The sequence below is a fragment of the Aquirufa nivalisilvae genome (genome assembly GCF_004307455.1).
Lineage (GTDB): Bacteria > Bacteroidota > Bacteroidia > Cytophagales > Spirosomataceae > Aquirufa > Aquirufa nivalisilvae.
On sequence record NZ_SEWX01000001.1, the window covers coordinates 765,378 to 779,234 of the forward strand.

The window sequence follows — 13,857 nt, forward strand, 5'->3', positions numbered from 1 at the left end:
CTAAAATTGCTTTAACTAATCTACCTGAGTAACAATGAAGTCCTTGTATCTGCGAACTCCCAATCAAAGGAGATTATGAGCTCTGCAAATTCTGAACTTAAATATTTAAGCATGTAATTGATTATGAGCTACAAGAGCGCCAATACAAACCCCTACTAAAAATGTCCAGATAGCATATTTTTCAAAAAATAATTTCAAATAGTCCATTTATAAGTTATTTAATGAGTTAACCAATCTACGGCTTTGTAAACTGCATATCCAACGAGAGCTCCAACTAGTAGAACCCCCACTACGGCACCAGCAACTAATATTAAAGGAGCAGCACCTCCTTCTGTTTTTTCTAATTCAACATTGTCCAATTCTAAGACACCATATTGGTTTAAGTTATTTAAATTAGTCATATTATTTATTTTTATTGGTGATGTGATGCCGCTACTGCAGCTCCTATACCTACTCCTGTTAAAAATACGGCTGCAGTTTGGGTTGCAGTTAAAACAGTATAACCTAAGATAATTATTGGAATAAACCCTCCATCTGATTCCAACATTTCATTAGTGTCCAATTCAATTAAATTTATTTTGTTTAATTCTAAAGAATTCATTTTTTTTAAATTTTTAAATTTCCCCTACTCGTTTAAGGTTTTTCAGGATTCTCCTAGATTGGCCAATCTTCAAGTAAATTTATTAGTTGGGTGTAAGTTGGGCAATACCACCTAAGTAGTATTTTGGTAGTATTTTAGTGGGATCTTGGGCATAATTTTTAAAGGAAATTACTTTTTAAAATAATTATTGCACATCGACCATCCACTATTATTTCAGCGGACCAGATTTTGGTGATGAAAAATGGACAAATTGTTGAACAAGGGAACTTCCAATTTCTTATGAACAACAAACAATACTTCTATGAAATGTCCATGAAGCAAAATTTGTTGATGAAATAACGGTAGGTCTACTTTACATTATTTGTAGAGTAAATACCGTATAAATTCTGACTTCCCTTTTAAGCCCAATTTTTTTATGATATTTCTTCGATGGCACTTAACTGTTGATTCTTGAATATTCAATTGTTGGGCAATTTCCTTATTACTTCAGCCTTGTTGAGCTAATTGCACCACGCGAAATTCACGTAAGGTTAATTGAATTTTGGACATGTTATTAGTGGTTTATTTTATCTAATTTAGTAAATCTATAGTAACAAAAAAATCCCCTCCAGTTTCCTGAAGGGGATCTTAATTCAAGCTAGTTTCGACTAGTTTTCAACCGAAACCTTTGCCGCAACTTCTGCTTCGCTAGCTGCCACTTTTGCTTCTAATTGCTTTAACTCGTCTACTGGAGTAACAATGAAGTCCTTGTATCTGCGAACTCCCGTTCCCGCAGGAATCAAGTGTCCAACAATTACGTTCTCCTTCAAGCCTTCCAATGTATCTTGTTTTGCACGAATCGATGCCTCAGACAATACCTTCGTAGTTTCCTGGAAGGATGCCGCTGAGATGAATGACTCAGTACCCAATGATGCCTGAGTAATACCCTGCAAATTAGCAGAAGATACTGCCGCATGCGCATCACGTACTTTCATCACTTTCATATCTCTACGCTTCAATGAGGAGTTCTCATCACGTAAAGCACGAGCAGAGATAATCATACCTGGCTTGTACTTATCTGAATCACCTGATTCTGTGATTACTTTCTTGTCCATAATCTGATCATTCTCCTCACGGAAGGCAAAACGATCTACGTTTTGACCCTGTAAGAATTGAGTATCACCTGGATCCAAGATTTCAACTTTCTGCATCATCTGACGAACGATACACTCAATATGCTTATCGTTGATTTTTACCCCTTGTAAGCGGTATACATCTTGGATTTCATTCACTAAGTATTCTTGTACCGCTGTTGGTCCTTTGATCGATAAGATATCCGAAGGCGTAATTGCTCCATCAGATAATGGCGTTCCAGCACGTACGAAGTCATTGTTTTGTACCAAGATAAACTTAGTCAATGGCACCAAGTACTTACGCTCTGTTCCTTCTTTTGGAGTTACGATAATCTCACGGTTACCACGCTTGATGATACCATATGAAATAACACCGTCAATCTCAGAAACTACCGCTGGGTTAGATGGATTACGTGCTTCAAATAACTCTGTTACACGTGGAAGACCTCCCGTAATGTCACGAGTTTTACCCGCCGCACGTGGAATCTTCGCAATGATCTGTCCAGCTTTGATTTTGTCTCCTTCATCAATCGCCAAACGAGCACCTACTGGTACGTTATATACCAAATCCTCTTTTCCTTTAGCTACAACCAATACGGATGGGTTCTTAGTCTTATCCTTAGATTCGATAATCACCTTCTCACGTAAACCTGTTTGCTCATCCGCTTCCTCTTTGTAGGTATTGTTTTCCTCAATAGATTCAAACGCAACCTTACCTTCTGCTTCAGATAAAATAACCGCATTGTATGGATCCCAAGCACAAATCTCTTCGCCTTTCTTGATGGTTTGACCATCTTTCACACGAATAACTGAACCGTACGGAATGTTGCTAGAAATCAACAATTGCTTGTTAGCAGGATTGATGATCTGAACTTCACCCGAACGACCCATTACGATCTCTACTGGATTTCCTTCTGAATCAGTTGAACTTACTGTACGAACCTCTTCAAAATTAATCACACCATCAAACTTCGCTTTTACACTTGCATCTAATGATACGTTTTGTGCCGTACCACCGACGTGGAATGTACGTAACGTTAACTGTGTACCTGGCTCACCGATCGACTGTGATGCAATTACACCTACAGCTTCTCCTTGACCCACCATGTGGCCTGTAGATAAGTTACGTCCGTAACATTTCGCACAAACACCATTTCTAGTTTCACAAGTTAATACCGAACGAATCTCAACAGATTCAATGGCAGTCTCATCAATTTTGTTTGCTGCAATCTCTGTGATTTCATCGCCAGAAGCTACAATTAACTCATTGCTAATTGGATCATATACATCATGTACGGATACACGACCTAAGATACGCTCAGATAATGGCTCAATGATCTCCTCATTATCTTTCAATGGGAATACCTGAATACCACGTAAAGTACCGCAATCTTCTTCATTCACGATTACATCTTGAGCAACGTCATGTAAACGACGAGTCAAATAACCCGCATCGGCTGTTTTCAATGCAGTATCTGCCAAACCTTTACGAGCACCGTGTGTTGAGATAAAGTACTCTAATACGTCTAGACCTTCTTTAAAGTTAGATAGGATAGGGTTTTCGATGATCTCACCAACCGAACCTTGTAAGTTCTTCTGCGGCTTAGCCATCAAACCACGCATACCACCCAACTGACGGATTTGCTCACGAGAACCACGGGCTCCAGAGTGCATCATCATGTAGATCGCATTGAATCCTTGGTTATCCTCTTCCATCTGCTTCATCAATGTCTCGGTAATTTTCGAGTTCACTTTTGTCCAGATGTCAATAACTGCATTATAACGCTCGTTATCTGTGATTAAACCCATTAAATAGTTATCCCAAACTGCCTGTACATCTTCCTGAGCTTTCTTCACTAAATGTGCTTTTTCCTCTGGAATTTGAACATCACCAATACCCATCGACAATCCGCCGTGGAAGGCTTGCTGGAATCCTAAATCTTTGATATCATCCAAGAATTGAGCTGTACGAGCCATTCCACAAATTTTGTGAACTTGAGAAATGATCTGCTGCAATTTCTTTTTAGTCAATAATTCATTGATGTAACCAACTTGCTCTGGTACGCAAAGATTGAACAATACGCGACCTGCAACAGTTTCCACCATTTCGCTCACTAAAGAACCATCTTCCTTACGTACATTCGCTTTTACCACGATGTTCGCATGTTTCGATAATTTCTTTTCGTTCAATGCAATCACCACTTCTTCAAAACCATAGAAACGACGGCCTTCGCCATCTACTTTATGTGTTTCAGTTGATTTTCTTCCTTTGGTTACATAATATAATCCAAGAACCATGTCTTGTGAAGGTACCGTGATCGGAGCTCCATTGGCAGGGTTAAGGATGTTATGTGAGGCCAACATCAACAAAGAGGCTTCCAAAATCGCTTCATGTCCTAGTGGAACGTGAACCGCCATCTGGTCACCGTCAAAGTCGGCGTTGAATGCCGTACAAGTCAATGGGTGTAATTGAATCGCTTTTCCTTCAATTAGTTTAGGCTGGAACGCTTGAATACCCAAACGGTGCAACGTAGGAGCACGGTTTAATAATACCGGGTGCCCTTTCATGACATTTTCCAAAATATCCCAAACAACAGGATCTTTACGATCCACAATTTTCTTGGCAGATTTAACCGTTTTAACGATACCACGCTCGATCAACTTACGGATAACAAACGGTTTGAAAAGCTCAGCAGCCATGTCTTTTGGAAGACCGCACTCATGCATTTTCAATTCTGGTCCAACCACAATTACCGAACGACCTGAGTAGTCAACACGCTTTCCTAATAAGTTTTGACGGAAACGACCTTGCTTTCCTTTCAACATATCAGAAAGAGATTTCAAAGCGCGGTTACCTTCAGAACGAACGGCGTTTACCTTACGAGAGTTGTCGAACAAGGAGTCAACAGCCTCTTGTAACATACGCTTTTCATTACGTAAAATTACCTCTGGAGCTTTGATTTCGATCAAACGCTTCAAACGGTTGTTACGGATGATTACGCGACGGTATAAATCGTTCAAGTCAGAAGTCGCAAAACGACCTCCATCTAATGGAACTAATGGACGTAATTCTGGTGGAATCACTGGTACCATTTTGATGATCATCCACTCTGGACGGTTATCAATACGGCCAATCGACTCACGGAATGCTTCTACTACCTTCAAACGCTTTAAAGCTTCTGCTTTACGTTGTTGTGAAGATTCAGTATCTGCCGAGTGACGTAAGTCAGCCGATAATTCGTGTAAGTTGATTCGTGACAACAACATGTTCAATGCGTCAGCACCCATCTTAGCGATGAATTTCTGTGGATCTTCATCCGGCAAATGTTGGTTCTCACGTGGTAACTTATCCAAGATATCCAAGTACTCATCTTCAGTCAAGAAATCAAGGTATTGAGAACCTATCTTTCCTTCTTCAGCATACATACCGGCTTGAACCACTACATATCTTTCATAGTAGATCACTTGATCTAATTTCTTAGTTGATAATCCAAGCATGTAACCAATCTTGTTGGGTAAGCTACGGAAGTACCAAATATGCGCAACTGGAACCACCAATTCGATGTGTCCCATACGCTCACGACGTACTTTTTTCTCAGTTACTTCAACACCACAGCGGTCGCAAATGATGCCTTTGTAACGAATACGCTTATATTTTCCACAGTGACATTCCCAATCTTTGGTAGGTCCAAAGATTCTCTCACAGAACAATCCACCCATTTCAGGCTTGTATGTTCTATAGTTGATGGTTTCCGGTTGGGTTACTTCACCATTTGAACCTTCTAAGATCGACTCAGGAGAGGCCAATGAAATGGTCACCTTTTGGAAGTCGCTATTCAGCTTTCTAGTCTTTTTAAATGACATTTTCGTTTAATTTTTTTGGAAAATGATGTTAGTTAAGGGCCGTTGCCAGCCCTATGTATGTTTACTCTAGGGTGATTTCTAATGCTAAACCACGTAATTCATGAATCAATACGTTGAATGATTCTGGAATATTTGGTTTTGGCATATTCTCACCTTTTACGATGGCTTCGTATGCTTTAGCACGGCCGATAACGTCATCGGATTTAACAGTTAAAATCTCTTGCAAGATATTCGCTGCTCCGAAGGCCTCTAGCGCCCATACCTCCATCTCACCGAAACGCTGACCTCCAAATTGAGCTTTACCTCCCAATGGTTGTTGCGTAATCAATGAGTATGGTCCAATCGAACGAGCGTGCATCTTATCATCCACTAAGTGGCCCAATTTCAGCATGTAAATAATACCTACTGTTACTGGTTGATCAAATTTATCACCCGTCAAACCATTGTATAAATACGTACGGCCCCAATCTGGTAAACCAGCTAGAGTTAACTCAGCAGCAACTTCTGCCTCAGTACCACCGTCAAAGATTGGTGTCGCATAACGCTTACCCAATTTTTGTCCAGCCCAACCTAATACAGTTTCATAAATCTGACCTAAGTTCATACGAGAAGGTACCCCTAGTGGATTCAATACGATATCTACTGGCGTTCCATCTTCCAAGAATGGCATGTCTTCCTCACGTACAATACGAGCTACAACACCCTTATTACCGTGACGACCCGCCATTTTATCTCCTACTTTCAACTTACGTTTCTTAGCTACATAAACCTTCGCCAATTTCACGATACCTGCAGGTAATTCATCACCCACCTCTAACACGAAACGCTCACGCTTGAATCGACCAGCGATTTCATTACGACGAATGTTGTAGTTTTTGATTAACTGTAAGAAACGAGCATTTAATTCTGCATCAGCCGTAGTTTCTTCTACGATCAAATCAGAAAGTAAATTGGCTTCTTCTGGTACAGCATAAGTACTCTCATCGCGGTACAAGTTTTTGTCTGGGAATAATAATTCTTCAATGTTTTTCGCACTGAATTTTACACCCTTCTCTACAATCACCGTTCCGAATTTATGCTTGATTCCGTTAGATGTCTTACCGTTCAACAAGGCTACTGTCTTGTCGATCATGATACGACGAATGTCTAACAAATCTTTACCATATTGCTTCATCACTTTTTTCAATTCAGCTTTCGACTTCTCACGCTCTTCTTTATCCTTTTTAGGACGAGAGAACAATTTCGTGTCGATAACCACACCTTTAAGTGATGGAGGTGCTTTCTTAGAAGCATCTTTCACGTCACCTGCTTTGTCACCAAAGATGGCACGTAATAATTTTTCTTCTGGAGTTGGATCAGATTCACCTTTTGGAGTAATCTTACCAATTAAAATATCTCCTTCTTTAACGTCAGATCCTACACGAACTACTCCGTTTTCATCCAAGTTGCGAACCGTCTCTTCCGATACGTTCGGGATTTCAGAAGTTAATTCCTCTTCTCCACGTTTGGTATCACGAACTTCTAATTCAAACTCTTCAATGTGGATTGAAGTAAAGATATCATCGCGAACAACTTTTTCTGAGATTACAATCGCATCCTCAAAGTTGTAACCTTGCCATGGCATGAAGGCCACTTTCATGTTACGTCCTAAAGCTAATTCGCCACCTTGTGTCGCATATCCTTCGCAAAGTGCTTGCCCTTTCGTAACGCGCTCTCCTTTGAAAACAATTGGCTTCAAGTTGATAGTGGTATCTTGGTTAGTTCTACGGAACTTGATCAATTTGTAGGTTTTAGAAGAACCATCAAAGCTGATGACTTTTTCGTCTTCCGTTTGATCATAGTTAACCACAATTTTCAATGCATCAACATACTCAATCACTCCATCTCCTTCAGCTACTACTAGAGTTCTAGAGTCAATCGCCACACGGTGCTCTAAACCAGTACCAACAATTGGCGCTTCTGGTCTTAATAAAGGTACCGCTTGACGTTGCATGTTGGATCCCATCAAGGCACGGTTAGCATCATCATGCTCCAAGAAAGGAATCATAGATGCAGCCACCGAAACAATCTGGTTAGGAGCTACGTCCATGAATTGTGCTTCGGATGGATTAACCAATGGGAAGTCACCTTCAAAACGAGCCTTAACGCGATCAGATAAGAATTTACCTGACTTAATATCAATAGGAGCATTAGCTTGAACAATGTTCTTGCCATCTTCTTCCTCTGCAGTTAAATATTGAACATGGCTACTTACATCTACTTTGCCACCGTCAATAATACGGTATGGAGTTTCAATAAAGCCCATGGAATTCACTTTGGCATGCACACAAAGTGAGGAAATCAAACCAATGTTTGGACCTTCTGGAGTTTCAATTGTACACAAACGACCGTAGTGCGTATAGTGAACGTCACGAACCTCAAAACCAGCTCTTTCACGAGAAAGACCACCTGGTCCTAGGGCAGACATACGTCTTTTGTGCGTAATCTCCGCCAATGGATTCGTTTGATCCATAAACTGAGATAGCTGATTCGTTCCAAAGAATGAATTAATCACCGAAGATAAAGTACGAGCGTTGATCAAATCAACTGGCTTGAAATCTTCGTTATCACGTACGTTCATACGCTCCTTGATGGTACGAGCCATACGAGCAAGACCTACACCGAACTGAGCGTATAATTGCTCACCCACGGTACGAACACGACGGTTGGATAAGTGGTCAATATCATCGACTACCGCACGAGAGTTGATCAAACCGATCAAATACTTCACAATAGAAATGATATCTTCCTTCGTCAATACCTTCACATCCATTGGGATGTCATGGCCTAACTTTTTATTGATACGGTAACGACCAACTTCTCCTAAATCATAACGCTTGTCAGAGAAGAATAAGTTTTGGATGATGTCACGAGCAGTTTGCTCATCCGGTGCATCCGTGTTACGTAATTGCTTATAAATAACTTCAACAGCCTCTTTTTCCGAGTTTGAAGTATCTTTTTGTAAAGTATTGTAAATGATGTTGTAATCAGAAACGTTCACATCATCTTTGTGAAGAATAACGGTAGAAGAACCTGATTCTAAAATCGTTTCTACTTCATTCTCTGTAATAACCGTATCACGCTCGATTAAGATTTCGTTACGGTCAATAGAAACTACCTCACCAGTATCCTCATCTACGAAGTCTTCCTGCCAAGTTTTCAAAACCCTCGCAGCCAAACGACGACCAACAATTCCTTTAATGATTTTTTTATCAACTTTAATTTCTTCAGCTAAGCCAAATAAATCTAAGATGTCTTTATCATTTCCGTAACCAATAGCACGAAGCAATACCGTTACAGGAAACTTTTTCTTACGATCAATGTATGCGTACATGACATTGTTTACGTCCGTAGCAAATTCAATCCAAGAACCCTTGAATGGAATAATACGAGCCGAATACAATTTCGTTCCATTTGTATGCTTCGACTGAGCGAAGAATACACCTGGTGAACGGTGTAATTGCGATACAATAACACGCTCAGCTCCGTTAATCACAAAGGATCCACGTTCTGTCATGTAAGGAATATTTCCCAAGAAAACCTCTTGTTCGATGGTTTGGAAATCTTCGTTGTCTGTATCATTACAGATCAATCGCAACTTGGCTTTTAAAGGCACTGAATACGTTAATCCACGATCAATACACTCATCAACCGAATATTTCGGAGGATCTACAGAGTAATCAACGAATGAAAGAACGAAATTTTCACGCGAATCCGCGATAGGAAAATTTTCAGCAAATACTTTAAATAAACCCTCGTCCGTGCGATTTTCAGCTGCAGTTTCTAGCTGGAAGAAATCTTGGAAGGATTGGATTTGGATATCCAGAAAATCTGGATAATTGATCACACTCTGCGTTTTCGCAAAGCTGTGTCTTCCGGTGGCAGTGATGTTACTCAAGGCTTTATACGTTTTAATTAATGTGAATAATGGCCCTATGGGCACAAATTCTCCTCCTTTTGGAAGAGATTAATCAAGCTGAACGCCTCGTAGATGAAAAGATGTGGTGTCCCTTGGCCATTTCCCTACGAAAAGAAAAGTTGTTTCGGAACCACTCTTCGGATTTGCCCAGAGGGCTTTAATCCTAAAATAGCCTGCAAAATTACTGATAATTTTCTAATAAACAATAGCTTAGCTAGAAGGCACCACAAAAAAATACTATTCTTGCCATTATGATGTTCTGAACATGTGGAAAAACAAAGTGCATTATTACCTCCGATTTATCTTGGGTATGACCCGCTCCGAAATATTGGGCATGCTGTGTCTATTTATTTTTTTGCTTCTAGTTGATATCTTTTCCCGCTGGATGGAATATCAAAGTAGGCAGCAAGTCATGGTTTCCTTTCAACCTACCTATTGGACCAAGACATTGATTGAGATGGAAAAGTCGAATCAAAGAGTTTATGCTTACCCTAAAAGGAATCTCCCTTCAGCATATAAAGGCGATCATCAACCTTATAAATCCTCTTTATATTCAAACACATGGAAAAGGGAGAAAAAGCAAGTTTGGCAAATTGATATCAACCAAGCTGATTCTTTGGCATGGATAGCCTTACCAGGTATTGGGCCTGCCTTTGCCAAAAGGATATTAGCCTATCGGGAGAGATTGGGAGGATTTCACCGGGTAGCTCAATTGAAAGAAGTATATGGCTTGGATACCCTTTGGGCTAATCAACATATTGCTCAGTTTCATGTCGGGAAAGGGATATTTCGCTACCTATATATTAATAGGGCCGATTGGAAAGAATTTAGACATCCTTATTTGCCATATCGACAAGCCAATTTGGTATTGAATTATCGTAAACAGCATGGGTCATTTCAAAATTGGGAAGATTTGAAAAAAGTACAACAGCTTGATGAGGCGGTTTGGCAAAAGCTAAGTCCTTATCTTTCATTTGAACCTTGAGAAATATGCCGTACTTTTGTGTAAATTTTACACTTCATTATATATAAGAATATGTCAACCGGATTTTTCAAGGTACCTCAACCAACCAACGAACCCATCTACTCGTATGCTGTAGGTAGTTCAGAGCGCCAATTATTACAAGATACACTTCACACATTACGTAATAAACAAGTGGAGGTTTCCATGCGCATCCACGGTAAATCAGTTCAAGGGTCAAAGAAAGTTGCCATGACTGCTCCACACGATCATCAACATATCTTAGGATATTATTATGAAGGAGGAAAAAAAGAAATAGCTGAGGCGATTGAATCTGCTTTATCAGCCAAGGCAGCTTGGGCAGCATTGACATGGCAAGAACGAGTATCCATCTTTTTAAAAGCCGCGGATTTGTCGGCCAATAAATACCGTATGGAACTGAATGCCAGAACCATGTTAGGTCAATCCAAGAATGCTTATCAAGCGGAGATTGATTCAGCTTGTGAATGGGTAGATTTCTTGCGTTTTAATGCCCATTATGCGGCTCAAATATATGCGGATCAACCAATTTCCTCTCCAGGAGTTTGGAATCGTTTGGAATATAGACCATTGGAAGGATTTGTGTATGCCTTAACGCCTTTTAATTTTACGGCCATAGCTGGGAATTTACCAGCAGCACCAGCCATGATGGGAAATACAGTAGTTTGGAAACCGGCCCCTCAGCAGATTTACTCCGCAGCTTTATTGATACAAATATTGGAAGAAGCAGGTTTACCAGCTGGCGTGATTAATTTGGTTTTTGCCGACGGTCCTGAAGCAGGAGATGTCGTATTTAAACATCGTGATTTTGCTGGGATTCACTTCACGGGATCTACTAAAGTATTTCAAACCATTTGGCAGAATATTGGAAATAATATTGCCAACTATAAATCGTATCCACGTATCGTGGGAGAAACAGGAGGGAAGGATTTTGTAGTAGCACATGCTTCAGCAGATGTGAAAGCATTGGTGACAGGATTAATCCGCGGGGCCTTTGAATACCAAGGGCAAAAATGTTCGGCAGCTTCAAGAGCCTATGTGCCAGCCAGTTTATGGCCTGCCGTAAAAAGTCAACTGCAAGCTGATTTGGCTAAAATAAAAGTAGGAGGGACCGAAGATTTTGGGAATTTTGTGAATGCAGTTATCGATCAAAAAGCGTTTGATAAGATTACATCCTATATACAGGAAGCTGAAAATTCGAAGGAAGTAGAAGTAATTGCTGGAGGAGGCTTTGATGCGAGTAAGGGATATTTTGTGGAGCCAACCGTATTATTAACGACCAATCCGCATTACCGCACCATGGAGGAGGAGATTTTTGGGCCGGTATTGACTGTGTATGTTTATCCAGATCAAGATTGGGCTACAACTTTACGTTTGGTGGATCAAACTTCGGCGTATGCGTTAACGGGAGCTATTTTCTCTCAAGATGCCTATGCTTTGTCGGAAGCGGCTAAAGCTTTAGAAAATGCAGCAGGGAATTTATATTTAAATGATAAATGTACAGGAGCGGTAGTGGGTCAGCAGCCTTTTGGTGGTGCGCGTGCTTCGGGAACGAATGATAAAGCCGGATCCTATTTGAATTTGCTTCGTTGGGTTTCACCACGTACAGTCAAGGAAGTATTCTCTTCTCCGACGGATTTTAAGTATCCGTTTTTGGGCTAGAGGGTTTTGAGTAGATAATGATAAATCGAAGTCAAGGATGTAAATCTCTTAGGCTTCGATTTTTTGTTTATTCTTCTACTAATAATCGAATCATGGGGCCAATGCGTCCTTCCTGAAAAGAATTAAAAATCATCCAATTGTTCTGACTGGTTGGTCGGAGAAAAAAGTGCTTTTTAGACGAATATTTACCCATAGCTATTCTATCGGTTTCTCCAGTAGCCATATTTGATTTATCGAAAAAATTCACAACGACAGCTATACCTTCCTTGGGTATAATTAAATCATCAATCTGAATAGGGAACTTATTCCATCCTTCATGATTGGCAGAAAATGCAAGTTCACGTTTGTTTAATTGTTTAGATGGAAGAGTATCAATTCCTACAGAATATAGTAAAATCTGGAAAGTATAAATTTGAGTGTATTTTTTTTCAAAATAGATAAAAATGGAGTTAAGTCTTTTATTGACTATCTGCTCCTCATTGAATATCATTCCAATTTGAGTGGGAGCTTTCGTCAAAAATGAATAATGTTTTTTTCTCGAAGGTTTTTCTGTTTCGATTGCAGCTATTTTTTTCGAAGTTATTTTGACTTCTTCGAGGATAATTGATTTTGTTGAGTCGATATTGGTTTTTTCTTGTGCAGGAGAATTTTCTACGAATAGTAATGATAGGCCAATAACAAAATAAATTATTTTGATTTTCATAACATGCGAAAACAATTTGTCATTTTTTTATTCAATTCTTCAATCAGGGCAGCGTTGAACTTCAGTTCTAATTCTTGAATCAACTTTGAAACCGAAGAAATATTTTACTTCTTCATAATAATATACACAGCCAGAATTATCTGGTAAATGAGAGTGGCTTACCCCCTGAGATCCTCCGTCTAATCCACAGTTTGATGAACTCCAACCAAAAAATCTCCAATCAGGTTCACAAGGATTAGGTGCTTCAAATCCTAGTGCAATTAATGGCAGCCCCAATACCACTAATATATAGAATAGTTTTTTATATTTTTTTGTAAAGTATATAACTACATGTTTCATTATGTTAAGACTTTAATTCTCATCCCTACTCTTTTCTGGTTTTTCGGGATACACCAAGGTTGGCCAACTTGATGTAAAGCTCTTGGTTTTTTAAAAGTCCTTTGTAGGGAATGATGTCCTATGGTTCTCCTATTTTTCTCCTATTTTTTGAAATATTTCTGTTTTTAGAAGGAGGGATTATTCACAAATAGGATCAAGCCTTAAAATTTCGAATGAATCTTCTGAATTCTTTTTTTCCATGGCTTCCAATCTTTCGAGCGATGTTTTCTCGATGTTTTTTGATGGTGAATTCAGAGATGTGAAGTTTTTCGGCAATCTCTTGGGAGGAGTTTCCTTGTTGGATTAGAAAAATAATCTCGAGTTCACGGAGCGTAAAATCTCCATTTTGGACTTGGGGAATCATGTGAAGTTATTATTAGGGTTAGGTTATTGTGGGGGCAATAATACTGTAAATTATGAAATAACGAAAGCAGACTAAATTTTTTCAAAAATTTTCTCTTTGATATTCAGCGAATTAGTAATAAATCTCAATTTTTTTTGTGTAATGATTTGGAATAAGGAAAATAAACCTACATCTTTGCACTCCGATTTAGCGACTACAACGGCAGTCGTTCGAAG

Annotated in this window: 10 protein-coding genes; 2 read left to right on the plus strand and 8 right to left on the minus strand. The window is 39.5% G+C overall.

Going from position 1 to position 13,857, the window contains the following annotated elements; translation table 11 throughout:
* Nucleotides 1–218: 218 nt before the first annotated feature.
* From EWU22_RS03295 to rpoB, 5 genes are all read right to left on the minus strand, one after another.
* The gene (locus EWU22_RS03295; protein ID WP_130924397.1) at nucleotides 219–401 is read right to left on the minus strand and encodes a class IIb bacteriocin, lactobin A/cerein 7B family; all 183 of its coding nucleotides are present in this window, start codon (nucleotides 399–401) and stop codon (nucleotides 219–221) included.
* Nucleotides 402–412: 11 nt separating this feature from the next.
* Entirely contained in the window at nucleotides 413–601 is a 189-nt protein-coding gene (locus EWU22_RS13210) for a bacteriocin (protein ID WP_130924398.1), read from the minus strand.
* A gap of 357 nt (nucleotides 602–958) precedes the next feature.
* Entirely contained in the window at nucleotides 959–1,075 is a 117-nt protein-coding gene (locus EWU22_RS13600) for a LuxR C-terminal-related transcriptional regulator (protein ID WP_130924439.1), read from the minus strand.
* Nucleotides 1,076–1,248: 173 nt separating this feature from the next.
* Complete coding sequence (gene rpoC / locus EWU22_RS03310) at nucleotides 1,249–5,577, minus strand: DNA-directed RNA polymerase subunit beta' (RefSeq protein ID WP_109321946.1); 4,329 nt, start codon at nucleotides 5,575–5,577, stop codon at nucleotides 1,249–1,251.
* Between the two features lie 61 nt (nucleotides 5,578–5,638).
* The gene (gene rpoB, locus EWU22_RS03315) at nucleotides 5,639–9,514 is read right to left on the minus strand and encodes a DNA-directed RNA polymerase subunit beta (protein ID WP_109324898.1); all 3,876 of its coding nucleotides are present in this window, start codon (nucleotides 9,512–9,514) and stop codon (nucleotides 5,639–5,641) included.
* 286 nt (nucleotides 9,515–9,800) lie between these two features.
* Here rpoB and EWU22_RS03320 point away from each other — a divergent pair, with 286 nt between their 5' ends.
* Nucleotides 9,801–10,520 (plus strand): ComEA family DNA-binding protein, encoded by a 720-nt coding sequence (locus tag EWU22_RS03320; protein WP_130924399.1) that lies wholly within the window; start codon nucleotides 9,801–9,803, stop codon nucleotides 10,518–10,520.
* A gap of 51 nt (nucleotides 10,521–10,571) precedes the next feature.
* On the plus strand, nucleotides 10,572–12,197 hold the full coding sequence (pruA, locus tag EWU22_RS03325; RefSeq protein WP_130924400.1) for an L-glutamate gamma-semialdehyde dehydrogenase: 1,626 nt from the start codon (nucleotides 10,572–10,574) through the stop codon (nucleotides 12,195–12,197).
* Between the two features lie 67 nt (nucleotides 12,198–12,264).
* Here pruA and EWU22_RS03330 read toward each other — a convergent pair whose 3' ends face one another.
* The 3 genes from EWU22_RS03330 to EWU22_RS03340 all read right to left on the minus strand — a co-directional run bounded on the left by EWU22_RS03330 (nucleotide 12,265) and on the right by EWU22_RS03340 (nucleotide 13,642).
* Entirely contained in the window at nucleotides 12,265–12,900 is a 636-nt protein-coding gene (locus tag EWU22_RS03330; RefSeq protein ID WP_130924401.1) for a hypothetical protein, read from the minus strand.
* Nucleotides 12,901–12,939: 39 nt separating this feature from the next.
* A complete protein-coding gene (locus EWU22_RS03335) occupies nucleotides 12,940–13,239 on the minus strand; it encodes a hypothetical protein (protein ID WP_130924402.1) in 300 nt (99 codons plus the stop codon).
* A 193-nt stretch (nucleotides 13,240–13,432) separates the two neighbouring features.
* Nucleotides 13,433–13,642 (minus strand): response regulator transcription factor, encoded by a 210-nt coding sequence (locus EWU22_RS03340; RefSeq protein WP_130924403.1) that lies wholly within the window; start codon nucleotides 13,640–13,642, stop codon nucleotides 13,433–13,435.
* Nucleotides 13,643–13,857: the final 215 nt, after the last annotated feature.